Here is a 25,334-nt window from a genome sequence, read left to right as displayed (position 1 = left end):
AGACGGTGAGGATCACATCGCGATGTCATTGAGGCAGCGTTGTCACGTCGGCATTTTCCGTTCATTGTCTTTATTGTCAGTAACATCGTCTTCAAGCATGACCAGAGACTACACGCGCGCTTGAGCAGCCCCACTTGCACAAGAAATCACAATGACCTGCAATCTGTTATTGGTCGACGACCACTCCCTTATCAGAGCCGGCGTGCGAGCGCTGGTTGCAGACATGTCTGGATACGCCATCCTGGGCGAAACGGCTGACGGTGCGCAGTTGGCGACTCTTGCGCAGCAGCTCAAGCCCGACATCATCCTGCTCGACATCTGCATGAAAAATGTTGACGGCCTGGATGCACTTGCGCAGCTGCTGACGGTGCAACCGCACTGCAAGGTGTTGATCCTGTCGATGCACAATGATCCGGACATGATCGTGCGTGCGCTCGACATCGGCGCGCAAGGCTATCTACTCAAGGACACGACGGCTGCGGAACTCGAGCAGGCACTGGAAGCGTTACGTAGCAACGAGCGTTACCTGAGCCCGGCCATTGCTCAATTGGTCATCGAGTGCGCACTGCGCGGTACACCCTCGAAAAGGGCTCAGGCGGCGAAAGAGCGCTATCACCTGACCGCTCGCCAACTTGAAATCCTGCGCCTGATCGTGCGCGGCAAGTCTACTCGGGAGATCGCCGTTGGCTTGGGACTGAGCATCAAGACCATCGAGACTCACCGCGCTCAGGTCATGAAGCGCCTGCAGATATTCGACGTGGCCGGGTTGGTGTTGTTTTGCGTTCGCGAACGGATTATCAGTCTGGACGACTGAGCTTCGGTGCGCCGCCCAGTACCGGAGAGTCCGCTGGCAGGTGAACATGAAGCGCCCCCGGCCGGGCCTCGAAACGCAGGTCCTCGCCCGACAGCGGCTCACCGTCCAGATTGATATCCAGGCCTTGGGCGGACTTGAGCTCTACCCAAGGCAAACGCGCGCGAATGAACATATTGTCGATACCCAGCCCGCCCTCCAGAAGGCTCCTCAGCGTGCCGACCACTTCCTGAGGCGCTGGCAGGATGCTGATGTCGAGAAGACCATCATCGGCCATCGCGGTCGGGCACAGCTCGTGCCCACCGCCCGCCTGCCGACCATTGCCGATACCCAGTGCAAGCAAGTCACCGCGCCAATGAAAATCCGGCCCGGTGAGCTCACCATGCGCCGCATGCAGCTCGCTGAATCGGGTCAGGCCCGTAAACAGGTAGGCAGCACCACCCAGCACCTTCTTCAGGTCCTCGGACGTGTTCGCCGTGACCTGGCTGCCAAACCCGCCGGTCGCCATATTGAGGAACAGCTTGCCGCCCACCTCACCCAGATCGACCGCACGCGGAGCCACGTCCATGAGTTGCAGGGCTTTGGAGACCTCGAGAGGCACGCCGGCCGCACGGGCAAAATCGTTCGCAGTCCCCAACGGCAGAATAGTCAGGCTGGCCTTGGTTTCGGCCAGTGCCAGAGCTTCGGCGATATCGCGCAAGGTGCCGTCGCCACCACCTGCGACAATGTGCCGATGACCGGCGGCCAAGGCTTCATCGACCAGGCGCTGGGCATCGCCGGCTTCCCAGGTCAGTCTCACGTCCAGTTCCCAACCCTGCTTACGCTTGTCTGCCACTGCGTCACGCACGTCTTCATTGAGTGCCTGTTTACCGTGAAGAATGAGCATTGCCCTGCGTTGTGTCATGACACCTCCTCTGCCGAACCCTACGAATTGAAACCTGCGAGCGACGCTCTTTTCTGTTATCGGCGCCCGCTTACATTTCGCACGACGCATGACTGTGACCCCGGGCGGTCGGAAAAAGCCCATCCGATGCGGAAATTTTTTTCACCCTGGCAACCGCTCGTTTTGCCCCGCAGGCACTGGCGAGAGCCACTTAACGGGCGGTCCGGATCAACGCCTGCGTCATGAATGAAGCACTTTTGTACTGTCGCTATTCGTTTCATGAGCTTTACTGACAGCATTACCCTCAACTGAGGGAAATTTCCTTCACAAATGATTGAAAAGGCTTAAATAAAATCCGGTCAGGGACGACATACATAAAGTGCTATTCACAAAAGACGATCTGGATTCCTCATCAGCACGATGTGTAACTGGCTACGCTTGGACACAGTTCACGCATAAACACCTCCAGGGTGTTGCAGGCAGACAGTAGAAAGCTGTCCTGAATCAGCAGAATTCAGGCGCATACAGGGAGTAGGGGATTTCTATGAGGTTGCAGCCCGTCGACAGTCTTTCGCTGACCCGCACCAGCCTGGTCGAATACTTTCTTTTCGGCATCCGCCTGGCGCATGGCATCGCCTGCATACTGCCGGGCCTGGTGATCATGTTATTGATCAAGGACGGCGGCACGGACGCTCATCAGAGCTACCTGACCATGCTGCTGTTTTTCGGCTGTGTCGGGGTGCTGGTATTTCAAGCCATGGGCGTCTATTCCGAAGCGCTGTTCAGCAACGATCTGCGCATGGGCGCGATGGCGCTGGCCTGGACCGCCGCTTTCGGACTGTTGCTGTTCATGCAGCAGGCAATGGGCCTGTTCGGCTACCTGCCACCCGAAGAACTGCTGATCTGGTACCTGACCAGCCTTGCACTGTTCGGCATCATTCGCCTGCTGTTACTGACGCTTTTCAAACATCAGATGCGCAAGGGCGTCTTCCTGCAGCACGCGGTGATTCTGGGCGCGACGGAGAACGGCCAGCGTCTGGCCGAATACCTGCTTGAACATCAGGACATTCGTTCAGGCGTGACCGGTTTTATCGACGACCGTATCGGCCGCATGCCCAAGACCGTGGCCAACCTGCCGCTGCTGGGCAATACCAGCGATCTGGAACGGCTGATCCGCGAAGAGAAAGTGACTCAGGTGCTGGTCGCCCTGCCCTGGACCGCAGAAAACCGCATGGACTACATCATCCGCGAATTGCGCAGGCTACCGGTCAACGTGTTGCTGGTGCCGGACATGATTGCCTTCCGACACACCCACAACCGCATCACTGAAGTCGCCCGGCTGCCGATGTTCAATGCCTCGGATCTGCCGCTCAGTGGCTGGTCGCCGTTCATCAAACGAGCTGAAGACATCGTGCTGTCATCGCTGGCATTGCTGGCGCTGTCACCCTTGATGCTGCTGGTCGCACTGGCGATCAAACTCGATTCCCCAGGCCCGGTGTTTTTCCGTCAGAAGCGCTACGGCTACAACAATCGCTTGATCGAAGTATTCAAGTTTCGCTCCATGCATCAGCACCAGGCCGATGCAACCGCCGAACGGCAAACCACCCGCGGCGACGCCAGAATCACCCGGATAGGACGTTTCATTCGCAAGACCAGCCTTGATGAACTGCCACAATTGTTCAACGTGGTGGCGGGCAGCATGTCGATGGTCGGGCCGCGCCCGCACGCCACGGCGACCAAGGCTGCGGGGATTCTGTTCGAGCAGGCGGTCAAGGAATACACCTCGCGGCATCGCGTCAAACCAGGCATTACCGGACTGGCGCAGATCAACGGCTATCGGGGCGAAACCGACACCGTTGAAAAAATCGAAAAACGCGTCGAGTTCGACCTTGAGTACATAGAAAACTGGTCCGTCTGGTTCGACCTCTACATCCTTATGCGCACTGTGCCTGCAGTGCTATTCACCCGTGAGGCTTACTGATGAGCACTCTCATTCCCTGCATTATTGCCGGCGGCTCCGGCACCCGTCTGTGGCCGGTTTCGCGTGAAGCCATGCCCAAACCGTTCATGCGCCTGCCAGACGGTCAGAGCCTGCTGCAGAAGACTTTTCTGCGTGCGGTGGGTCTGCCGGGCGTCGAGCGTTTGCTGACGGTGACCAACCGGGAAGTGTATTTCCGTACGGTGGACGACTACCGCCAGTTGAACAAAGGCAATGCGCGCCTGGATTTCATCCTCGAACCCTTCGGCCGCAATACGGCAGCTGCGGTTGCCGCTGCGGCGCTGCACGTCAGTCAGTTGTATGGCGACGAGGCGCAACTACTGGTTTTGCCTGCCGACCACCTGATCACCGACGTGGGGGAATTCTCCAGAGCGGTGGGCGCTGCACAGAAGCTGGCTGCCGAGGGCTGGCTGGTGACATTCGGCATTCTGCCGACCGCACCGGAAACCGGTTTTGGCTACATTGAGAAAGGCCCGGCACTCAATGCGGACGCCTGTCAGGTCGCCCGCTTTGTCGAAAAGCCCGATGCGATCACCGCCCAGGGCTATCTGGACAGCGGTCAGCATTTCTGGAATGCCGGCATGTTTTGCATGCGCGCCGACGCCGTCCTGCGCGAGTTGCGCACGCATGCGCCGGACGTCCTGACCGCCGTCAGCGCGTGCCTGGAATCGAGCCCGCGCAAGGAAGGCAATCGTGAGCTGCAAGTCGAGCTGGACGGTGAATCGTTTGCCCTGACACCGGACATTTCCATCGACTACGCGCTGATGGAACGCTCCGAAAAAGTCGCCGTGGTGCCCTGCCAGCTTGGCTGGAGTGATATCGGCTCGTGGCAGGCAGTGCGTGAGCTGTCTCCGGTCGATGCTCAAGGCAACTACTGCAATGGCGAAGCCGTGCTGCACGACGTCAGCAACTGCTACATCGACTCCCCAAAGCGTCTGGTGGGCGCTATCGGCCTCGACAATCTGATCATCGTCGACACCCCCGACGCCTTGCTGATCGCCGACGGTCGCCGCAGCCAAGAGGTCAAGATCATCGCTCAGGAGCTCAAGCGCCAAGGCCATGATGCCTACCGCCTGCACCGCACGGTCACACGCCCATGGGGCACCTACACCGTCCTCGAAGAGGGCAAGCGCTTCAAGATCAAGCGCATCGTGGTTCGCCCGCAGGCGTCGCTGTCGTTGCAGATGCACCATCACCGCAGCGAACACTGGATCGTGGTCAGCGGCATGGCCACCGTCACCAACGGCGAGCGCGAGTTCATGCTCGATACCAACGAGTCGACCTTTATCAAGCCGGGCCACACACACCGCTTGGTCAACCCCGGCGTCATCGATCTGGTGATGATCGAGGTGCAGAGCGGCGAGTACCTGGGCGAAGACGACATCGTGCGTTTTACCGACATTTATGGACGTGTACCCGACAAGGCCATGAAGAGCTGATCGGCGCAGCAACAAGCGTCGCTTGATTCAAGCGCCACGCAATCGACTGCACCCGGAACAGGCATGACCCGCCTACATGAATTTATTACCCGCGAGGGAGCCGTATTTGTGCATGACAGGAGCTCAGGAACAATGAAAAGCATGATGCTGATTGCCAGCTTATTGCTGTTGAGTGCGTGCAATACCCCTTCCAGGGTGGGCCTGCCCGATGACCGTGCGCAAATCGAGGCCGGCCAGGCTGCGGGCCGTGCACTGGCTGGCAAGCCACTGCCGCCGGAGCGAATCCGCCCCGGCGACACGCTGCGCATCGTGCGCAACAGTGGCGAGGCACCGTCGATTTCGGCGTTTACCGCCAACTCCATCTATGAACTGACCCTGTTTCAGGTGCTCAACGACGGCACCTTTTCCTACCCTTACATCGGCACGGTGAAAGCCGCGGGCCTGACCCTCCAGCAGCTTAACGACCTGCTGGAAAGCAAACTGCAGACCGTTTACCGCGAGACCGCGCTGACGATCAACATTTCCCAGTCGCCAGGCAACACCGTGTTTGTCGGTGGCGCAGTGCGCAACTCGGTCACCTTGCCGGTCAACGTCGCCACCAACTTAGACCAGGCCATCGTCGGCGCGGGCGGCGTGGCGCTCGATGCCGATGCCGGTCAGGTCGCGCTTCTGCGTCAGGAAGAAAACGGGCTCTACAAGACCTACTTCTTCGATTACAGCAAGTTCCTCTGGGCGGGCGGCGTCGGTGGCCCTACCGCACCGGTCCTGTTGAAACGCGGCGATATCGTGTTCGTTCCCAAATCATCGGTCGGCAACAAGGTTGACGGCGTGTCCCTGTATTTCAACCAGTTGATCCCCTTCGCGAAGTCGATCGGCCTGGGCCTGAACTACGAGCTGCGCAACAACAATTAATTGTCAGGGAAACAGACATGATCAACATCCGCTCATTCCGCGACTTGCTGCGCCTGCTCTTCATCTTCCAGCGCGAAGTCAGGATTACCGTACTGGCGACGTTCGTCATCATTCTTCTGGGCGCGTTTCTGCTCCCCAACCGCTATGAGTCCACCGCCCTGCTGCTGGTCAAGCCCGGCCGCGACAGCAGCACGGTGCCTATCGAGTTGTCCGACCGCCAGGCCATCGTGATACCGAGCGGCCTGCGCGATCCGCTGCTTGACGAGGAGCGCATGCTCAGCGGGCGGCCGATCATGCGTGCCGTGTCCGAGAAATACCTCGCCGAGCTGTCCATGGTGCCGCCTGAAACCGGCGTTCTGGCCTCGGTGAAGAACGGCATCAAGACCGTCGTCGGGGCGCTCGTCAACGGCGTGCGCAGCGTTCTGCAATTCATCGGGCTGGTGGAACACCGCTCCCAGGCCGAGCGCCTGGCGGAGGATCTGGAGAAAAACTTCAAGGTCAGCCATGAGCCTGGCTCGTCGGTGATGGAACTGAGGTTTACCTGGAGCGACCCGGAAGTCGCGCAGACCGTGCTCAAGACCTGGATCACCGAGTACCAGACGCAGCGCACCAAGACGCTGGGCCGGGTCAGCCTGTACGCGTTCTACGAAGCGGAAGTGAAGGCGACCGGTGCGAACATCATCGAGTACAAGAAGCAGATCCAGAACTACCTGAACCAGTTGAGCGCGGTAAGTATTTCCCAGCGTCTGGCGGACACCTCGCAGGCGCTCAACGATCTGCGCACCGAGCGCAACAACACCACCCGCTCGATTGCCTCGACCAAGGCAGGTCTGGACCTGCTGAAAAAACAACTGGCAGAGCAGCCCAAGACCGTCTCGGCAGGCCGCGAACTGGCCCTCAACCCCAATCGCCAGGACTTGCAGAACCGCATCAACGGCAAGGAAGTGGAACGTCAGGAGATGCTCCGCTCGTTCAAGGACGAGGCGCCGCCGATTCGTGCGATCAATGAGGAAGTCAGTAACCTCAAAAAGCTGCTCAAGGAACAGGACGCCACCGTACAGCGCTCCGAAAGCATCACGCCCAACCCGATCTACAACCGCATGCAGAACGTGTACGCCGACCAGCAGACCAGCTACGCACGCCTGCAAACCCAGTTCATCCAGCAGAACGAGCAAATCGCGCAGCTGGAACGTGACCGCCAGCAGGCACTGAATCTGGAGCCGGAACTGTCACGCCTGCAGAACGAGCTGGATGCGGCAGAAAAAAGCTATGCGCTGTACAAAAACAGCCTGGAAAAATCGCGTATCGACCGTGAACTGGACAACAGTCAGATCAGTAATATCGCGACCATCGAGGAGGCGACCTTCAACCCCAGCCGAGTATTCCCGAAAAGCCTGATGATGCTGTTTCTGGCGTTCCCGCTGAGCGTCGTGGTCGGTGCCGTGGCGCTGTACTCCTTCTACTTGCTGGACCAGCGCATTCATGACGGCGACAAGATCGAGAGCAGCTTCGGTGTTCCGGTCTGGACCAGCCTCCCCGACCTGGAACGTGCCCAGGAACGCAGTGCAGCCCTTACCTCGAACCTGCATCGGGTGTACGGCATTCTGCCGCTGGATCAGGTAGAAGAACGCGGTTTGACCATTGGTTTTACGTCGGTGAAGTACGGGGCCGGCGTGTCGTTCGTGATCGCGCGTTTGAGCACGCTGTTGATTGAACAGGGCCATCGGGTGCGTACCGAAGGCCGCAGTCCGGCCATTCCGGGCGAAATTGTGCTGATCAACGCTTCGGCACTGTCGGCGAATCAGGACGCCTTCGTGCTGTTGCGCAAGGCTGACCTGATCGTGCTGGTGGTTCGCGCCCAGGACACCACCGTGCCGATGTTGGAAGACACGTTGAACAACCTCAACACCGCTTTCAAGAAAGTCGACGGCATCATCATCAACCGTCGGCGCTTCGAAGTGCCTGAAAAAGTCTTGAGTTTTCTCAAGCGAATCGGGAGCAGAGGCTGATGCGAATAGCTTTGCTCGCGCCGCTGCCACCCGAGCAGAATGGCATCGCCGATTACGCCGGACATCTGCGCAATGCGCTTGAAGGCCTGGGTCTGCAGGTCAGCACACCGCTGCAGGGCGTCGGCAACGATCCCCGCGCCGCAGAGCAGCGGGTGGCCGAAACTGACTGGAGCGGCATCGATCTGGTCCACGCTGAACTGGGCGGTGGGCGACTGGCAGAGTTTCAAGCGCTGCGCGCACTGCGTCGGCGTTTCCCCAAGCTGCCGTTGACCGCGACCGTACACGATCCCGAGCGGCTGGTCTGGCGGCGCGAAAAACTGCCCTGGCCGTTGTCGATGGTCAGCGGCATGCGCTCGCCGCTGCCGGAAATCGCCACGGTACTGGCCGACCCGCTGTGCCTGCATGAAGAACGGCAGCTGGCGCGGCACATGACCCGCCTGGTGACCCTGACCCAGGCGGGCAGCCAGAGCCTGCGCCAGCGCATGGGGCTGACAGCGGCGCAGATGGCGGTCATCAATCACGGCAACCTCGACATCGCCCCCGCGCCGTTGCCGCCATTGAATCCCCTGCGCCTGTTGTATTTCGGTTTCATTTATCGCGGCAAGGGTATCGAGGATCTGCTCGATGCACTGTCCAGCGTATTCACTGCCCAGCCTGCACTGCGCTCGACCGTGCGCCTGACCCTGGCCGGTGGCAGCGAGCCGGAAATGGCCTTCGGCCCTTCCGGCAGTTATCTGGAACAACTGCGACTGCGCATCCGCCAACTGGGCCTTGTCGATCTGATCGACTGGCAACTGGACCTGCCTGCCGAACAGATCCCGCAGGTTATCCAGGCCCACCACGTCATGGTCCTGCCTTATCGCGAGTCGAGCAAACTGAAGATTCTTGGCAAGCTGCGCGGCACCAGTGGCGCGCTGTCGTGGGCAGTGGCCTGTGGCAGAGGCGTCATTACCTCGGATGCACGCTCGTTTGCCGAAGAAGTCTCACATGGTAACGGCATGATCTACCCGCAAGGCGACGTCGACGGGCTGACGCAAGCCCTGGCCCGCGCCTGCGCAACACCGGAGCTGGTCAGGCAATGGGCCGATAACGCTGCGCAGATGGGCAAGGCCAGGGTCTGGAGCCATACCGCAGAACATTTTCAGAATGTATTTCGCCAGGCTTGCCAGGAGAAGTGACATGCAGCGTCCATCCAGATTCGGGCAACTCGTCACCAGCGCACTGCTCGGCGCCGCGCTGAGCTGTGCCGCGCAAGCGTCAACGGTCCTCAAGGCTCCCCGCGAGGTAGTATGGGCAGACTTTCTGGGCGTCAACGTGCAGTTTCAGTACTTCGCGCCTGACATCTATCAACAGCAGATGAGCCGTCTGGATGAACTGGGCCTGAACTGGGTGCGACTGACCATTCACTGGCCAGTAATCGAGCCGCAAAAGGATCGTTACGCCCTGACCGAGCTGGACGCCGCCATGGCCGCGATCAAGGCGCATAATTACAACACCTTGGCGTACCTGGTCGGGTCAGCGCCCTTCGCCAGCAGCGCGCCGGCCGGGGCAAAGGCCCGCGATCAATATCCGCCAACCGATTTCAACGTGTTCGCCGCACGCATGACCGCCCTGGCCCAGCGCTATCCTCAGGTCAACAACTGGCAGGTCTGGAACGAGCCGAACATCGTCTGGCTGCCCAAAGAGGACCCGGCTGCCTATAGCCGTTTGCTGACCACCACTGCCAATGCGATCCGTGCGGTGCTGCCAAGCAAGACGATCGTCACTGCGGGCATGGCTTACTACAGCCAGATGCACAGCACCTCCGGCTACATGCTGCAGACCCTGCTCGACAACGGTCTGGGCCAGCAGAATATCGTCGCGGCCTATCACCCCTACTCCGAGTACCCGGAAGGCGATTCCACACCGGATCGCGATTTCCTGGTGCGCGCCAATGCCATGAACCAGTTGTTGCACAGCAACGGCGTCAAGCAGGTGTGGGCCACTGAATGGGGCTGGTCGAGCTATGCAGGCCCGGTGGAGATGCAGCATCTGATTGGCACCTCCGGCCAGGCTGACTATACCCTGCGACGTCTGGCGCTGATGAGCGCCATGGATTTCCAGCGCATCTTCCTGTTCAACCTCAGCGATCTGGACGAGCGCGCCTCGGCCCGCGATCAGGGCTACGGACTGCTTGATCTGCAGGCCAGTCCCAAACCGGTCTACACCGCGCTGCAGAATTTCCTGAAAATCACCGGCCCGCGCCTGCTACCCGCCGAACCGCCAGCTGTAAGCAGCGTCCCGGACGACCTTTATGCCGTTCCGTGGACGCGTGCAGATGGCACGCATCTGCTGATGTTCTGGAGTGCGGCGGGCACGTCGCTGAATTTTCCGGCTATCACCGACGCTGTGGTTCACGATCCATTGACCGGTAGCCGCACCCCGCTGTCCGGCAGCCAGGGCGTCACCCTGCTGCTGAAGCCGACTCTGCAAATTCTGGAATGGAAGCCCTGAGCCATGCGAATCCTGTGGACGCTCCCCTACCTGCCCTGGCCCACCACCAGTGGCGGCAAGACCCGGGAATACCATTTGCTGCGCAACCTGGCAGCGCGTGGCCATCGCATCACGCTGCTGGTGCAGTCCAAGAACCCGCTGGACGACGACGCTCGCGCGGCACTGGAGCCGTGGCTGGAACGCCTGATCGTGATTGATCGCCGCCCTCTGCTCAGCCTGCGTACCCTGCTGGCCGTGGCGTTTGCCGCGCCACCGATGCTGGCCAGCGTGAACGGCTACGCGCCGCAACTGGAAAAGGTCTTCGAACAGTTGCTGGAGGAGGACTGGGACATTATCCAGTTGCAGCACACTTATGCCTTTCAGCCCTTCGAGCGCGCGCTCAAGCGCTCCGGCAAGCCCTTCGTGCTGACCGAGCACAATGTCGAATCGGACCTCGGTGCCGCCAGCTACGACCGTCTGCCACGCTGGGCCAATGCCTTCGCGGTCTATGACCGCTGGCGCTACCGGCGCTGGGAAACCCGCGTGTTTCGCCAGACCGGCGAGTTGATCGCGGTCACCGAGGACGATGCCAAGGCGCTTTCGCGTCTGAGCGGCAGGGCTACGTCCTATGTGGTCAACAGTGTCGACTGCGATTATTACGCCAGCGTTCATGCGGACCGTCACAGCCATCGCCTGCTGTTCATCGGCAACTATGAATACGGCCCAAATGTCGACGCCATCGAATGGGCGCTGGACGAAATCATGCCAAAGGTCTGGGCCCTGGCACCCCATGTGCGTTTTGCCATCGGCGGCTTCGGTATGCCCCCGGCCTGGCGCGAGCGCTGGCCTGACCCGCGCATTGAATGGCTGGGTTTTGTGCCTGACCTGCGTGCCTTGCAGGCCACTGCCTCGATGTTCTTCGCGCCCCTGCGCCAGGGTGGCGGCTCAAAGCTCAAGACCCTGGAAGCCATGGCCGCCGGCCTGCCGGTAGTGACCACCGCGCAGGGGGTTTCCGGGCTGGCGGTGCGGCATGGCGAACATTACCTGGGCAGCGAGGATGCCTCCGGGCTGGCGACCCTGATCGCTGAATACACCGACAAACCACTGCAGCTCGAGCAGATTGGCGAAGCCGGCCGCGTTTATGTTCGCGCCCGGCATGACTGGTCCGTTTCGGCCGCTCAGCTGGAAGTGATTTACACCCGTTTTTCGTTCTCCAAGCAAGGATTGCGCTCATGCGTATAGGACTCGACTACCGCGCCGCAGCCGGTTACCCCACCAGCGGCATCGGACGCCAGAACCTGGCGCTGGAACAGGCGTTTCGTGAACACCCGGACGTGCAATTGCAGCTGTTCGGCGTGGCCCCCTACGATCATCCGGTACGCCGCCTGATGCATGCCCCGCGCTGGGCCGCCCCATTGAATTCGGTGCATCGGCTGCCCGATCGCCTGCGCTTCGAAGGCCAGTTCCTGCCTGCAGCCCTGCGCGATGCCGGTATTCAGATATATGTGGCCAATATCAACATGGGCCTGCCGCTGGGGCGCAAACCGGCCGGTATGCGCTACGTGCTGCAATTGCACGATCTGTTTCAGCTCACGCAGCACAACAGTCACGGCTCGCAACTGAAAGCCAGGCTCTACCGGATGACCGACTACCTGTCGATTGCCTGGTCGTTGAAGGTTGCCGACCAGATCTGGGTGCCCTCGCAGTTCACTGCAAACGAAGCTGCTCGTATGTTCCCCAGGATCAAGGCCAAGCTGCGCGTCATACCGCTGCTGGTGGAGGCGTTCAAGGGTGAGCCGGCCGACATCGCGCAACTGCGCCTGCCGCTGCGTTACTGGCTGTGCGTGGGCACGCGCGAACCGCGCAAGAACATCAAATGGTTCGTGGATGCCTGGCAGACCGCGCGCATGCAATTCGTCGATACCCCGGAGCTGGTACTGGTCGGTGGCGATGATCCGCTGACCGAGGCCCAGCGCCAGTTACCGGGTCTGCATGTGCTCAGCGGCCTGAGCGACGCCGAACTGCACGCCGTTTACAAAAATGCCGAACGGCTCTGGCAACCCTCCAAAAGCGAAGGTTTCGGGCTGCCGGTGATTGAAGCACTGAACACCGGCACACCGGTTGCAGTGGCCTCGGGCTCGTCGCTGGACGAAGTCGCCCCGCCCGACAGCCCGCGCTTTTCGCCGGTCGACAGCGGTAATCTGATCAGGTTGATGGGCACCCTGTCGCAGGCCCCCGAAGAGGATCCGGCGATCGCCACAGCCTGGACGCAGCGCTACCAGTTGAAAGCCTTTTGCGAACGCGTGCACGCGGCGCTGGAGGAATTGCGCTGATGCCAATGGCCTTACCCCTGGGGCTGCTGTTCAGCCTGCTGTTCGGCGTGATGATCTGGATGTTGCCCGCGCCCTTCGTGGTGGCGGCAGCAATCGGTACCGTGGCGGTTGCCACGATCATGCGTCGGCCGGTACGCGGGCTGCTGCTGTTCTGCCTGATCGGAACCTTCCTGCCCTACTCGACGGTTCAAATCGGCATTCGCACCACGGTGTCCGAAGCGCTGATCATGCTGACCTGGGCCAGTTACCTGCTGCATGCAGTCTTCCAGGAGCGCCAGCGTGTGCCCCATATGCTGCGACCCGAACGGCTGCTGGTGGCATTGATGCTGTTCAGTGCGTTTCCTTTTCTGGTCGGGCAGTTGACGGTTGTCGCCGAGGGCAACGGACCGATCAACTGGATACGCTGGTTGTTCAACCTGTCGATCCTGTTTCTGGTGCCACGCCTGCTGACCGACCTCAAGACGCTGGAAAATGCAGTCATCGCGCTGCTGGGCGGGACGCTGTTATTGCTGCTGCTCTCGATCGGAGTCTATGTCACCAAAGGCTCGGCCACTGCAATTATTCCGATCCTCGGCAGCCTGGGCTACAGCGGTGCCGACATCCTGAGCCAGAGCCTGCTTTCGCTCGCCAGCCGCATGGGCTCACCGTGGATGCACCCCAACGTGGCCGGGGGTGCGCTGGCGATGCTGCTGCCGCTAGCCTTCTGCTTCGGCATGACGCGCAGCGGCGCGGCTCGCAAGCTGGGCCTGACGGTGGCCGCACTGGGTGCGGTCGGCCTGTTGCTGACCGGATCACGCGGTGCGCTATTGAGCCTGATCGCGATGATGCTGCTGATGGCCCGGCGACGCATCCCGCACTTGGGGCGGCTGCTGATGGGTGGATTGGTGGCCGGCATTGTTCTGCTTATGTTCTACCCGCCTCTGCAAGACCGCCTGATGGGGCTGTTCAGCGATGACGACGCCAGTACCGCGATTCGCTTTCTGGAATACAGCCATTTCCCCGATGCAGTTGCCACCTTCCCGTTCGGCATCGGTTTCAAGACCGACCCGCCGGTACTGGGCTACACAGTGTTTGGCATTTCCAACCTGTGGCTGAACTACATCTACAAGATCGGCATACCCGGCATGCTGCTGTTCATCGCCATCACCGTCAGTTGGTGGAAGGAAGTGCGCCCCGGAAGCGGCCGGATCGTGCTGACTCGCGACAACGGCATTGCGCTGGGCTGCACCACCGGTGTGCTGGCAGCGCTGTTCAGCGGCCTGTTCGACCATTACTTCAGTTTCACCAGTGTGCTGGTCGCATTTTTCTGGCTATTTGTCGGCATCAGCCTGTACGAAACCAGACGCCTGCGCGCCAGCGCCTACACAACACCCAGACATCTTGAAGCCTCACACGAGCCGGGAGCCTCCTCATGAAACACCGCATGATGCATTCTCATAATCTCAGGGAGGCACTGCCCGATTACGCGCGCAAGATGGCGGTGCCGCTCGACGAGCTGGAAGCCGCCTACCAGTGGATGCTGGACAACGAAGTATGCTTTGAAACGCGGATCAAGGATCGCACCCTGTCGTTCATCTGCTACCTCAATATCGAGCCAAGAATCGAACACCCGCTGGCGCGACGCTTCTACAAGCTGCTGGCCATCGAAACCAAAGGCCCCCTCATCCCGCTGTACGGGATCAATTGGCCGACCCTGCGCGACCGCATGTTGCGGACCTGGGAGCAGGCGTACAACATCCTGATCTGCAAGATCCCCAGCCACACCCTGCGCCTGTTGTGGTTGCGCATCGGCGGCGCGAAGATCGGCAAGGGCTCGACGGTCTGGCGCAATACCGAGGTGCTGGGCGTCGACAGCCTGCGCATCGGCAATGACAGCACGGTGGGCTGGCACTGCCAACTGGACGCACGCGGCGGCCTGGTGATCGGCGATCACGTCACCATCGCTTCGCATGTGCTGATCATCGCTGGCGGGCACGATCTCAATGAGCCTGAATTCTGGGCAGTAGGCGGGCCGGTGTTCATCGGCGACTACGCCTGGATCTGCAGCCGCGCGCTGCTTTCGTTCGGTGCCGACATCGGCGAAGGTGCCGTGGTGGGCGGTAACAGCGTGGTCTCCAAACCGGTTCCGCCCTACGCCATCGTCAGTGGCCCGAACGCGGAGATCAAGGGCGAGCGCGCTCGCGGGCTCAACTACAAGGTGGGCGGCAAAGGCCTGTTCACCTTGTTCCACTGATCAGAAGCGCAGACGATGCTGGGTTCGACACTTTGGCTGACACTGGCCACCCTTACCGGGCTGGCTGCCGGATTTGCCCGCGAATGGCTATTGGTGGCGGCGTGGGGTGCCGGAGGCCAGAGCGACGCGTTTCTGGTTTCGATGTTCCTGCCCGAGGCGCTGCGCATGTCACTGGCGGCGGGCTTGCTCAGCGCCGCTGCCCTGCCCCTTTATCAGCAGCGTACCGCTGAACGGCAACAGCGCTGGCTGGGAGGCATGGCACCGCGCCTGTTACTGACCGGGCTGGCAGTGAGTGTCATTCTGCTGTTGAGCGCCGGGGGGCTGGTGCGCCTGATCGGTCCGGGGCTGGACGCAGACGGCTACGCGCAGGCTGCCAGCGGCCTGCGCTGGCTGGCCTGGTGCGCACCGGGTTTCATGCTGCATGCGCTGTTTTGCGTACCGCTGCAGGCTCGCTCGCGCTTCGTGCTCGCCGGGCTCGGCTCGCTGCTGTTCAACCTGCCGCCGGTCATCTACCTCGCCACGTTAAGCCATGCCTCGACGTCGACCGGGCTGGCCAGCGCGTGCGTGCTGGGTAGCGTGCTGATGCCGGGTGTGTTGTTGCCAGCCCTGTATCGCTCGGGCTGGCGGCCTTGGCAGTGGCAATCGGAAGCTGGCGCAATGCGTGAGCTGTTGCAGCGCATCGGCCCGCTGCTGAGCAGCAACCTGGCCAGCCAGGGGCTTGCCCTGCTGGAGCGCATGGTGGCTTCGCTGCTCGGCGAAGGCGCGGTGACCTGGGTCAACCTGGCGCGCAAATTGATCAACCTGCCGCTGATTGCCTTGATGAGCCTGAATCAGGTGTTACTCGGTCTGATGAGCGGCAGTGCCGGCGATCAGCGCCTGTCGCTGCTGAAACGCGGGCTGGGCAGCGCGACCTTGCTGACCCTGCCGGCGGTGGCCGGGCTGATCGGCGCGGCCGGGGCGCTGGTAACACTGTTGCTGCCCAATCAGACCCAGGGCGGGCCGCTACCGGAATTGCTGGCCTGGTTTGCCGTGCCGCTGATGTTCGGTGCCTGGAATGCCTTGCTGGCGCGCTATGCCTACGCCGCCGGTGACACACGCCTGCCGCTCAATTGCGAACTAGTCGGCAGTCTGTGCAATGCGCTGCTGCTCGGCGCACTGCCCGTCGCCTTCGGCCTGACCGGCATTGCCCTCGCCGCGCTGGGCGGTGCGCTGGTCACCGGCGTGCTGCTGATGCGCCGCCAGTCTTTGCTGCATGTCTTGCCGTGGCGCAGCCACTGGTTGCTGGCCAGCCTGCTGATGGCTATCGCCGCCCTGTTGCTGCATCCGTTGCACGACACCTGGCTGCAACTGGGCCTGAGCTGTGTTTATGGCGCACTACTGCTGGTCGGGTTGGCGTTGTGGCTCAAGCCGTGGCGTAACGTGTCAGCCTGATCGGCGGCCTGACGGCAGGCTTCCCTGAAGCGCTCCAGGCTCGGCGAGATGAACTTGTCGCGGTGCCTGATCATGAAGAACCGGCGATTGAGCGGCGGCAGCGGGCTGGCGAGCGTGCGCAACTGCCTGCTGGCCAGCAGGTCGGCGACCACACGGCGGGACAGGCAACTGATGCCAATGCCTTGCGCGAGGGTGCGCATGATCGCTTCCGAGCTGCCTACCTGACGCATGTCCTGCAGGTCATGCAAATGCCTGAGCAGCAAGTGTTCGACCTCTTCGCGCGTTCCCGAACCCTGCTCACGCAGCAGCCACTCCGCGCTCTGCAGTTCGCCCAGCGACACGTGTTCCTGCCCGGCCAGCGGATGAGCGCTGCCGGCGACGATGAGCATTTCATCGACCAGCCATGGCTCGGCGATCAGCTCAGGCAGATGACAGGGAGCCTCGATGAGACCCATATCGATTTCAAACTGCGCGACCTTGCGCGCGATCAGTGCACTGTTGCCGATGTCCACATCGATTCGCAGTTGAGGCGTCGAGCCGCGCAGTGCCCCGACGATCTGCGGCACAACGTAATTGCCGATGGTGCTGCTACTGCCGATGCGCAGGCGAGCATTCAACGCCGCGTCGGGCAACAGAAAGCTGTCCTCGATCTGCTGGGCGTTTTCCAGCATCTTCATGGCACGGGGCAGCAGTGCCTGCCCGCTGTCATTGAGCAGCAGACGCTTGCCCACCCGGTCAAACAAACGCGTACCCAACGCGCTTTCCAGCTCGTTCAAGGCCGCGCTGGTGGCTGACTGGGACAGCGCCAGAGCGCTGCCTGCGCTGGTGGTGCTGCCACAGCGGGTGATCGCGCAAAAAATCTGTAATTGCCGCAGGTTGATTCTCAAGGCCATCTCTCTCGCCGGGCAGACCTACCTGAAAAACAGGTAACGATGAGAGAGATTACCCGTTTAGAAGATTGACTGTCGATCCGTAGACTGATGGCACATCCCGAAATCACCAGCAGGAAACTGCCATGAGCAGACTCGCAATCCTCATCAAGGGCAACGCCCCCTTCGCAGCACTGACCAGCCCGCTGGAGGCGATTCGGCAATTCACCCCCAACTGGTTCGCCGTGACCATGGGCACCGGGATTCTGTCGCTGGCGCTGGCTCAACTGCCGGGTAGCCCTGCCCCGCTGCGCGCGCTGGGTGAAGCGTTGTGGTTCCTGAACATCGCCCTGTTCACGCTGTTCAGCGTGATGTACGCAAGCCGCTGGTTGCTGTTTTTCGATGAAGCGCGTCAGGTCTTCGGGCACTCCACCGTGTCGATGTTCTTCGGCACCATTCCCATGGGCCTGGCCACCATCATCAACGGCCTGCTGGTGTTCGGGCCGGCGCGCTGGGGCAGCGCCATTGTCCCGGTTGCCGAGGCCTTGTGGTGGCTGGACGTGGCGATGGCCCTGGCGTGTGGGGTGCTGATCCCTTTCATGATGTTCACCCGTCAGGAGCACAGCATCGAGAAGATGACTGCTGTCTGGTTGTTACCGGTGGTCGCGGCAGAAGTTGCAGCGGCCTGTGGGGGATCGCTGACAACGCATCTTGCGGGCGCTGACTCGCAGTTCACGGTGCTGATCACCAGCTACGTACTGTGGGCCTACTCGGTGCCCGTGGCGTTGAGCATTCTGGTGATCCTGCTGTTGCGCCTGGCGCTGCATAAACTGCCCCACGAAAGCATGGCCGCCTCCAGCTGGCTGGCACTCGGTCCCATCGGTACGGGCGCACTGGGCATGCTGGTGATGGGCAGCGACGCCCCGGCCATCTTCGCCGCCCACGGCCTCGCATCCATCGGCACGGTGGCAGCAGGCATCGGTGTGCTGGTCGGTATGCTGTTCTGGGGGCTGGGTCTGTGGTGGATGGCGCTGGCCGTGCTGATTACAGCGCGCTACGTGAAACAGGGTATCGGCTTCAACCTGGGCTGGTGGGCGTTCACCTTTCCACTCGGCGTGTACGCAGTGGCGACGCTCAAACTCGGCGCCACCCTGCATCTGGGCTTCTTCGATGTCTTTGGCTCGTGGCTCGTGGCGCTGCTGGCGCTGATGTGGTCGGTCGTGTCGATACGCACTCTGGCCGGCGCCTACCGGGGTTACCTGTTCGTCTCGCCCTGCATCGCAGCACAAGGGTGCGTCCGCCGGTAAGTTTCCTTGAACTTACCTCGGCGGCGAGGCGCCTGAGAGGAATATCTTCATGACAGAGAGCCTCCATGCCCAACTCAGCATTTTCCGCCAGCCACTTTTCCGGCAACCACGCCGCTCGCGATGAAAACATCGTCATCAACTCCTACACCACCGTGCTGCGCAAAACGGGCGTTCCCCATGAACTGTTCGCGACCTACTGGCGCGACGTTCATGGCCCGCTGTGCGCCAGGCTCGAAGGTCTGGGCTGGTATGTTCAGCATCACCTGACGCGGGAAAAGGACGGCCACCTGTGGCCAGTCATCGAAGGCGTTACGGCCTTGCCTGGCTACGTACTGGATGGTGGCGTGGAGATCGGCTTTCTGTCCGCCGAAGCGCAGAAACAATTCAAGGATGCCAGCGCCCTGCTGTTCTCCGACGAGCAGAACATGTTCGAGGAAACCATCGCCTACGACGTACCGGATGGCTCCAGCACCCTGGTGGATCGCCTGCCTGACCCGATCCCCAACGAAACCGCCACACTGGACAAGATGCATCTGCACTTTCATCTCGCCAGCGCTGACCTGCCTGCAGCCCGAAAAGCCATTGAGCAGCTGGCCCATGACATGGCAGGTTCCGATGCCGTGCTGAAACTGCGCCTGCACCTCGCACAACCTTACGATAACGCCAAGCCTGCACCGCCTGCGCCGGATGTTAATCATGAGGTCGAAGCGTCGCGCCTGAATATTGTCATGATGGAGTTGGTGTTCGAATCGGCCTGGACGCGCCGGACCTACTATGCCAGTGAGCAGTTCAAGACGATTACTCAAGGCATCAGCAAGCATGTTCGCTACATCACGCCGTTCGGTGTCAGCGGTGTCTACACCTACGTACGCGATGCGCTGATGACCACTGCTGGTGTGCGTGGCAGCAGGCAGGCAGAGCTGATTCGTCAATTGGGTGCGATCAACCAGACCCGGCCCGAGATCGAAAGCCTGTTTGGTGCGCCGTCGACGTTTTAATATAGCTGCCCCGCATGTCTGCTTTAACCGGCACGATTCGGAATCGTGCTTTACTCAGCAAAATGGAATTGGGTGATGCCTGTGAAAGCTTTGACGACTCGTGAGGTGTATCAGCAACTGCGGGATGCTGCGATGGGTACACGGTCGCTGAAGTTTACCGGCACACCCTCCGGCTTCGGGCTGCAACAGGTGGACATCGACGGCTGGCTGCTGACGCTGGAAGTCACCGAGGGCAGCCCGACCCGCTGTCGGGCGTGCCGCTGTCCGCTGGGTCGGGAAGGCTCGTTCGAAAGCTGGCTGCGCACTGATCCGGTAAGTTTGCTCAGTGGCTGGGAGCATGCGCAGATCGAGCGGTTGCTGGGTGAGGCGGCAGCCGGGCAGCTTGGGCTCGATCAGGTTCCGGGGCAGTCACCTGACTCTCAATGAGCGGTGCTTTAACTGCCTGGTTATGTTTGACCGAGGCACCTCTCGTTACTCATCGTTATACACAAGTCTGCTTTTGATTCTGGCCGAAGGCCGTGGGAGCGAACTTGTTCGCGAAGGGGGCTGTATAATCGCCGAAAATACATCGACTGAAACACCGTCTTCGCGAACAAGCGAAGCGTCACCCGGCTCACTTCCACGCCCTTCGGGCAGAAGCCTGTAAGTCCTTTATTCCGGGCATTCTAGAACGTGTGTATAACGCTGAGCGCTGCGCGTGGGAATGCAGTTCGTGACGCTCTGCGTCACACAGCGGTTCTGCGATTTCAGGTGGACTGGGGTTCGACTCAGGCCTCCTTTTCGACCATCAGCGAGTGATTTTGATGAGGCTAAAGTAACCTCACACTCTGTGCCGTCAGTGCCATTGTGGTTGAAAAGTGCTTTGCCCGGACTCAGCCCATTGCTGAATCGTTTAACTCGGCGTTAAATAGCTGTTCAGATGATAGGCAACACCATAATTCCAATAATTACAGAAGGACCACCACCATGAAATCCCTTCCTCTGCTCGTAGGCCTCGGTGCTCTTACAGCCGCTTCCAGTGTGTTTGCCTGGGATTACGTGCTGCTCGACACCGACAAGGCTGCGCAGAATCAGCAGATCACCAGTCAGCAACTGGGCGTCAAGACCGACAAGCCGTTCACTGTCACGATGCGTACGCTGCATGGCGGTCGTCAGGAGGGCGTGAGCATCATCGATATCGACAATGGCACGATGAAGCTGTCAGTCGTCCCGACCCGTGGCATGAATGTGCTGCAGGCGTCAGTCGGCGATGTGCGCATGGGCTGGGATTCGCCGGTCAAGGACGTGGTCAATCCGGCCTTCATCGAGCTTAATGGCCGCGGCGGCCTGGGCTGGCTGGAAGGTTTCAACGAGTTGGTAGCTCGCTGCGGCTACGAGTGGGTGGGCCATCCCGGGATGGACAACGGCGAGTTGCTGACCCTGCACGGCCGTGCCGCCAACATTCCGGCGAGCAAGGTGACACTGCAGATCGACGAAAAACCGCCGTACGCAATCCGCCTCAAGGGCGAATTGAAGGAGCAGGCGTTCAAGAAGGTCGACTTCTCGGTGCAGACCGAACTGGTCACCGAGCCAGGAAGCACAAGCTTTTCGCTCAACGATACACTGACCAACAATGGCGACTATCCGAAGGAATACCAGGCGCTGTACCACAGCAACTTCAGCACGCCGTTCCTCGAGCAAGGGGCGCGTTTCGAAGCGCCGGTCAAGCAGGTCTCGCCGTTCAACGACAAAGCCAAGGGTGATCTCGGCGACTGGCAGACCTACCGCGCGCCGACGCCGGATTACGACGAGACGGTCTACAACATCGTGCCCTACGGTGATGCCAAGGGTGACACGCTGACCGTGCTGCACAACAAGGCTGGCAGCCTGGGCGTGTCGGTCGGTTTCAATACCAAACAGTTGCCGGTGTTCTCGCTGTGGAAAAACACCGACACCAAAGGTCAGGGCTACGTCACCGGGCTGGAACCGGGGACCAGCTTCTCCTATAACCGCCGCTTCCAGCGCCCGCTGAATCTGGTACCAACCATTGCCCCGAAAGAGCAACGTCAGTTCCAGATCAGTTACAGCCTGCTGGCTGACAAAGGCGCGGTCGACAAAGCCCTTGGACAGGTCAAGCACATTCAGGACGGTCGCGAGACCGAAGTGCGCAAAGAGCCGCTGGTGGATCTGACCAAAGAGCAATGATCCTCATCTGACGTTTCTCCAACGCAGCGGTGAAACAGGGCCGGATGTCGACGCAAGCCATTGTGTCGACATCCGGCCCTGCTCCTTCCGGAGGTAAAAATTCTCACAACACTTGAGGTTTTCGCCTGTCTACACCCTCTCAACCCCTCGAAGACGAGCACGCACATGAAAATCCTGATGGTTTTGACATCCCATGACCAACTGGGCGACACCGGCAAGAAAACCGGTTTCTGGCTCGAAGAGTTCGTTGCGCCGTATTACGCGTTCAAAGAGGCCGGTGCCGACATTACGCTGGTTTCTCCGAAAGGCGGTCAACCACCGCTGGACCCGAAAAGCGATGAGCCCGACGCTCAGACCGAAGACACCAAGCGCTTCTCCAAAGATGCTGATGCACAGAAAGCGCTCGCTAACACCGGCCTTCTGTCTGGCGTCAATGCTGCCGATTTCGATGCCGTGTTCTACCCGGGCGGTCACGGCCCGCTGTGGGACCTGGCTGAAGACAAGCACTCCATCGCGCTGATCGAGGCCTTTGCCAAAGCAGACAAGCCACACGCAATGGTCTGCCACGCACCTGGCGTATTGCGTCACGTAAAAGCGCCGAACGGCCGGCCTCTGGTCGAGGGCCGCAGCGTCACAGGCTTCACCAACAGTGAAGAAGAGGCGGTCGGCCTGACAAAGGTCGTGCCTTTTCTGGTCGAAGACACGCTCAAGCAACTGGGCGGTGACTATTCCAAAGTTGAGGACTGGGGCGTCCACGTGCTGACCGACGGCAAGCTGGTGACTGGCCAGAACCCGGCCAGCTCTGCGCAGGCAGCCAAAGACCTGATCACTCTGCTGAGCTAATCGATTTGCGCGGTTCGGCGTCCGACGCTATCAGCATCGGGCAACGGACCGCGCGTCATTTAAATCGAATCTTGCACCCGCCACACTGACCAATAACCACACCCCGACAATAAGGAGTACGGTCATGGCTGATGAATCCAAACGCGAAGACCTCGATCACAAGCCTGAAAACGCCGGCAAAGTGGGCGAGAAAAACAAACAGCTCAATCAGCAGGGTGAACAGGCCCGACCTGCCACTTCGCCCGACCCGCAGAAAGACAAGTCCGGCAACTGATACCGCGTCAGAGCAAGCCGCGTTCGGCACACACCTTCACGACTTGTTCACGCAGCCAGCCACTGGCTTCGTCTCGATCCGCCTGGGCGCTCCATAGCATGTCCAGACTGAAGCCAGGCAGGTCAGGCGGCAGTTCGAATACGGAAATCCACAGTTCATTACCCAGCAGCGTTTGAATACGGCGTGGCAGCACCAGCATGAAATCGGTGCCTTCCAGCAACTGCAAGGCTGCGCGGTAGCTGTTGGCCCGTGCGACGATATTGCGCTCAAGCCCCTGCCGCTGCAGCCAGCCATCCACCATGTTGGTATCGGACGTCCACGGCGTCGGGTAGACATGGCGGTGCTGGATAAAGGTTTGCAGGTCGATCAGGGCGCTGAGCGGCGCGAACCTGGAGTCCATGACGCACACCAGATCATCCTCCATCAACACCTGCGAAATCAGGCTGTCCGGGACTCGGTGAAAACCAGGCCCGAAGCACAGGGCAAGGTCAAACAGGCCATCATTCAATTGCTCGGCCGGCAACTGCTTTTCAAGCTTTTGCACATTGACCGTCACCGAGCAACCGGCGGCAGCGAAGTCACGCAGCAAATGCGGCAATACCAGCAGCTCGAAATACTCAGGGGCACAGACCGTGAAGGTGGTCTGTGCACGAGTCGGGTCGAACAGATCGAGGCCGTTATGGCACAGATTGACCGAGCGGAGAATCTGCTGCACATGGTCGTGCATGGCCAGCGCCTTGCGGGTCGGACGCATGCCGTTGCGGGTGCAGATGAACAGATCGTCCTCGAAGTTCGCACGCAGCTTTTTCAGGCAGTAACTGACCGTCGACTGGCTGACATGCAACGCTTCCGCGACCAGAGTCAGGTTGCGCTGCTCATACACCGAGACAAAGACCATCAGGTCCTGCATGTCCAGCTTTCTCAGGGCATTACTGTTAAGCATCAAGGTATCTCGCTGGCGCTGTGACCGGGCGGTCAGGTCAACGCGCACAAGATAGCATCAAAATGCAATCATGCCGCCTCCCTGCCAGTGATGACAGGTTCGTCGAGTGCGTTGCGCAGATGATCAGCATAACGTCGGGGATCGAGTCGCACCACCATCAACAGCATGATCGCGACCAACGCCATCAGTGACCACCATGCACCCGCAAAGCTGCCCGTCAGGTCACGAATGACGCCGGCAAGCAGCGGCGACAGGCTGGCGATCAGATAACCCACGCCCTGCACGAATGCCGTCAGGCCACCCGCCTGTTGTGGATCATCGAAATGATCCATGGACACGATCAGGCTCAGCGGAAAAAGACCGCCAATCCCCAACCCCAGCAGGCCTGTCCACAGCAGGCCCATCTGTTGCGGCATCAGAATCAGCCCGGCAAAGCCAATCATCATAAACGTCAGCAGCACAACCAGCGCCATGCGCTTATCGCGACTGCGGTTGGCCAGCGCCGGAGCCAGCAGACCCGATACGACCTCCATCAGGGTCAGAAAGCCCAGCAGCAGCCCTGCACTCTGCTCACTCCAGCCATTCTCCAGATAATACGGCGCCAGCCAGGCCAACACGCAGGTATAGGACGCCGTGCCAAGGCCGAAGAAAATCCCCAGCATCCAGGCCCGAGGCATGTGAAAAAAAGTCTGCCGGTGCCCTGCAGCGGTTGACGCGTCGGACTGCAAAGCGTGCCGCTGGGCAAACCAGAAGCACATCGCCAGAAGAACCAGTAGCGACCAGACCGCCAGGCCGACGCGCCAACTGCCACTGCTGTCCATCACCAGAGGGCTGAATGAAGCAGCCAACGCGGCGCCACCCATAATCGCGGTCACATAAAATCCCATGCACAGGGACACGTTGGCCTTGAAACGCGATTTGATCAACGCAGGCATCAGCGCCTGAATCAAGGCGATACCCAGCCCCGCCAGCACAGCGCTGAGGATCAGTTCAGCAGCAGAATCGAGAAACAGACGCGCCACGGTTGCCAAACCGATTAGCACCAGTGAAAGCAGGATGCTGCGATACGATCCCAGGTAACGAGCGATGCCCATGCCGAAAAACATCGCCAGTCCCATGCTCATGACCGGCAACATGGTCAGCAACGACGCCGTTCCGAAACCGAGCGGAACGTCCAGCCGAATCGCCACCAGCAATGGACCGACCGCAGCCATCGACGGGCGCAGGTTCAGCGCCACCAACAGGACACTGATCATCAACCCCATATTCTGAACCGCCGAACCACGCATCTGCATACCGTCACCATCGCTATTGATGGTCACGATTAGGCCGGGCGCGTGCTCAAGTGACAAATCAAAATCTGGGCCATGCTATTTAAAAATCAGTTCACCGTT

At 60.5% G+C, this 25,334-nt stretch carries 22 protein-coding genes; 18 read left to right on the top strand and 4 right to left on the bottom strand.

Annotated elements, in window-relative coordinates; translation table 11 throughout:
- Nucleotides 1-151 precede the first annotated feature (151 nt).
- Nucleotides 152-814, top strand: coding sequence for a response regulator transcription factor (locus tag JOE29_RS08610; RefSeq protein WP_137983288.1), 663 nt, complete (start codon nucleotides 152-154; stop codon nucleotides 812-814).
- On the opposite strand, the gene yegS is transcribed toward JOE29_RS08610, so the two are convergent.
- Nucleotides 798-1,715, bottom strand: coding sequence for a lipid kinase YegS (yegS, locus tag JOE29_RS08605; RefSeq protein ID WP_003315820.1), 918 nt, complete (start codon nucleotides 1,713-1,715; stop codon nucleotides 798-800). The genes JOE29_RS08610 and yegS overlap by 17 nt on opposite strands.
- Nucleotides 1,716-2,238: 523 nt before the next feature.
- On the opposite strand from yegS, the gene JOE29_RS08600 reads away from it, so the two are divergent.
- From JOE29_RS08600 to JOE29_RS08550, 11 genes are all read left to right on the top strand, one after another.
- Nucleotides 2,239-3,675, top strand: coding sequence for an undecaprenyl-phosphate glucose phosphotransferase (locus tag JOE29_RS08600; protein ID WP_003348243.1), 1,437 nt, complete (start codon nucleotides 2,239-2,241; stop codon nucleotides 3,673-3,675).
- The gene (locus JOE29_RS08595; RefSeq protein ID WP_210079360.1) at nucleotides 3,675-5,132 is read left to right on the top strand and encodes a mannose-1-phosphate guanylyltransferase/mannose-6-phosphate isomerase; all 1,458 of its coding nucleotides are present in this window, start codon (nucleotides 3,675-3,677) and stop codon (nucleotides 5,130-5,132) included. The genes JOE29_RS08600 and JOE29_RS08595 overlap by 1 nt, the downstream gene beginning before the upstream one ends.
- A gap of 132 nt (nucleotides 5,133-5,264) precedes the next feature.
- Nucleotides 5,265-6,044 carry a polysaccharide biosynthesis/export family protein gene (locus JOE29_RS08590; RefSeq protein WP_003427153.1) on the top strand — a complete coding sequence of 260 codons (780 nt, stop codon included), beginning with the start codon at nucleotides 5,265-5,267 and terminating at the stop codon, nucleotides 6,042-6,044.
- Between the two features lie 17 nt (nucleotides 6,045-6,061).
- Nucleotides 6,062-8,053, top strand: coding sequence for an exopolysaccharide transport family protein (locus JOE29_RS08585; RefSeq protein ID WP_058447218.1), 1,992 nt, complete (start codon nucleotides 6,062-6,064; stop codon nucleotides 8,051-8,053).
- Entirely contained in the window at nucleotides 8,053-9,231 is a 1,179-nt protein-coding gene (locus JOE29_RS08580) for a glycosyltransferase (RefSeq protein ID WP_044313226.1), read from the top strand. Before JOE29_RS08585 ends, JOE29_RS08580 begins: the two co-directional genes overlap by 1 nt.
- 1 nt (nucleotide 9,232) lies before the next feature.
- Nucleotides 9,233-10,546: a cellulase family glycosylhydrolase gene (locus tag JOE29_RS08575; RefSeq protein WP_003315826.1), complete on the top strand. Its 1,314-nt coding sequence runs from the start codon at nucleotides 9,233-9,235 to the stop codon at nucleotides 10,544-10,546.
- Between the two features lie 3 nt (nucleotides 10,547-10,549).
- Entirely contained in the window at nucleotides 10,550-11,767 is a 1,218-nt protein-coding gene (locus tag JOE29_RS08570; RefSeq protein ID WP_024683396.1) for a glycosyltransferase family 4 protein, read from the top strand.
- The gene (locus JOE29_RS08565) at nucleotides 11,758-12,858 is read left to right on the top strand and encodes a glycosyltransferase family 1 protein (protein WP_044313229.1); all 1,101 of its coding nucleotides are present in this window, start codon (nucleotides 11,758-11,760) and stop codon (nucleotides 12,856-12,858) included. Before JOE29_RS08570 ends, JOE29_RS08565 begins: the two co-directional genes overlap by 10 nt.
- The gene (locus tag JOE29_RS08560; protein WP_210079358.1) at nucleotides 12,858-14,273 is read left to right on the top strand and encodes an O-antigen ligase family protein; all 1,416 of its coding nucleotides are present in this window, start codon (nucleotides 12,858-12,860) and stop codon (nucleotides 14,271-14,273) included. Before JOE29_RS08565 ends, JOE29_RS08560 begins: the two co-directional genes overlap by 1 nt.
- Nucleotides 14,270-15,091 (top strand): acyltransferase, encoded by an 822-nt coding sequence (locus JOE29_RS08555; RefSeq protein ID WP_024664518.1) that lies wholly within the window; start codon nucleotides 14,270-14,272, stop codon nucleotides 15,089-15,091. Before JOE29_RS08560 ends, JOE29_RS08555 begins: the two co-directional genes overlap by 4 nt.
- A gap of 15 nt (nucleotides 15,092-15,106) precedes the next feature.
- Nucleotides 15,107-16,522 (top strand): lipid II flippase MurJ, encoded by a 1,416-nt coding sequence (locus tag JOE29_RS08550; RefSeq protein WP_003427163.1) that lies wholly within the window; start codon nucleotides 15,107-15,109, stop codon nucleotides 16,520-16,522.
- On the opposite strand, the gene JOE29_RS08545 is transcribed toward JOE29_RS08550, so the two are convergent.
- Nucleotides 16,456-17,409 carry a LysR family transcriptional regulator gene (locus JOE29_RS08545; protein ID WP_210080006.1) on the bottom strand — a complete coding sequence of 318 codons (954 nt, stop codon included), beginning with the start codon at nucleotides 17,407-17,409 and terminating at the stop codon, nucleotides 16,456-16,458. The genes JOE29_RS08550 and JOE29_RS08545 overlap by 67 nt on opposite strands.
- A 128-nt stretch (nucleotides 17,410-17,537) precedes the next feature.
- Between JOE29_RS08545 and JOE29_RS08540 the strand changes: the two genes are divergently transcribed.
- From JOE29_RS08540 to JOE29_RS08515, 6 genes are all read left to right on the top strand, one after another.
- Nucleotides 17,538-18,698, top strand: coding sequence for a TDT family transporter (locus JOE29_RS08540; protein ID WP_016568514.1), 1,161 nt, complete (start codon nucleotides 17,538-17,540; stop codon nucleotides 18,696-18,698).
- A 65-nt stretch (nucleotides 18,699-18,763) separates the two neighbouring features.
- The gene (locus JOE29_RS08535) at nucleotides 18,764-19,696 is read left to right on the top strand and encodes a hypothetical protein (protein ID WP_074954623.1); all 933 of its coding nucleotides are present in this window, start codon (nucleotides 18,764-18,766) and stop codon (nucleotides 19,694-19,696) included.
- Nucleotides 19,697-19,771: 75 nt separating this feature from the next.
- A complete protein-coding gene (locus tag JOE29_RS08530) occupies nucleotides 19,772-20,122 on the top strand; it encodes a hypothetical protein (RefSeq protein ID WP_004417166.1) in 351 nt (116 codons plus the stop codon).
- A 540-nt stretch (nucleotides 20,123-20,662) separates the two neighbouring features.
- Entirely contained in the window at nucleotides 20,663-21,880 is a 1,218-nt protein-coding gene (locus tag JOE29_RS08525; RefSeq protein ID WP_003412206.1) for an aldose 1-epimerase family protein, read from the top strand.
- A gap of 165 nt (nucleotides 21,881-22,045) precedes the next feature.
- Complete coding sequence (locus tag JOE29_RS08520) at nucleotides 22,046-22,723, top strand: type 1 glutamine amidotransferase domain-containing protein (protein ID WP_103363142.1); 678 nt, start codon at nucleotides 22,046-22,048, stop codon at nucleotides 22,721-22,723.
- Nucleotides 22,724-22,847: 124 nt separating this feature from the next.
- Complete coding sequence (locus tag JOE29_RS08515) at nucleotides 22,848-22,997, top strand: hypothetical protein (RefSeq protein ID WP_002554136.1); 150 nt, start codon at nucleotides 22,848-22,850, stop codon at nucleotides 22,995-22,997.
- Between the two features lie 7 nt (nucleotides 22,998-23,004).
- Here JOE29_RS08515 and JOE29_RS08510 read toward each other — a convergent pair whose 3' ends face one another.
- Nucleotides 23,005-23,940 carry a LysR family transcriptional regulator gene (locus tag JOE29_RS08510; protein ID WP_016568518.1) on the bottom strand — a complete coding sequence of 312 codons (936 nt, stop codon included), beginning with the start codon at nucleotides 23,938-23,940 and terminating at the stop codon, nucleotides 23,005-23,007.
- A 68-nt stretch (nucleotides 23,941-24,008) separates the two neighbouring features.
- Entirely contained in the window at nucleotides 24,009-25,235 is a 1,227-nt protein-coding gene (locus JOE29_RS08505) for a cyanate transporter (protein ID WP_044313355.1), read from the bottom strand.
- Between the last annotated feature and the right edge of the window lie 99 nt (nucleotides 25,236-25,334).

Origin of the sequence: Pseudomonas sp. PvP009 (assembly GCF_017832995.1) — a bacterium.
Classification (GTDB): domain Bacteria; phylum Pseudomonadota; class Gammaproteobacteria; order Pseudomonadales; family Pseudomonadaceae; genus Aquipseudomonas; species Aquipseudomonas syringae.
This window is presented reverse-complemented; position numbering and strand designations above follow the sequence as displayed.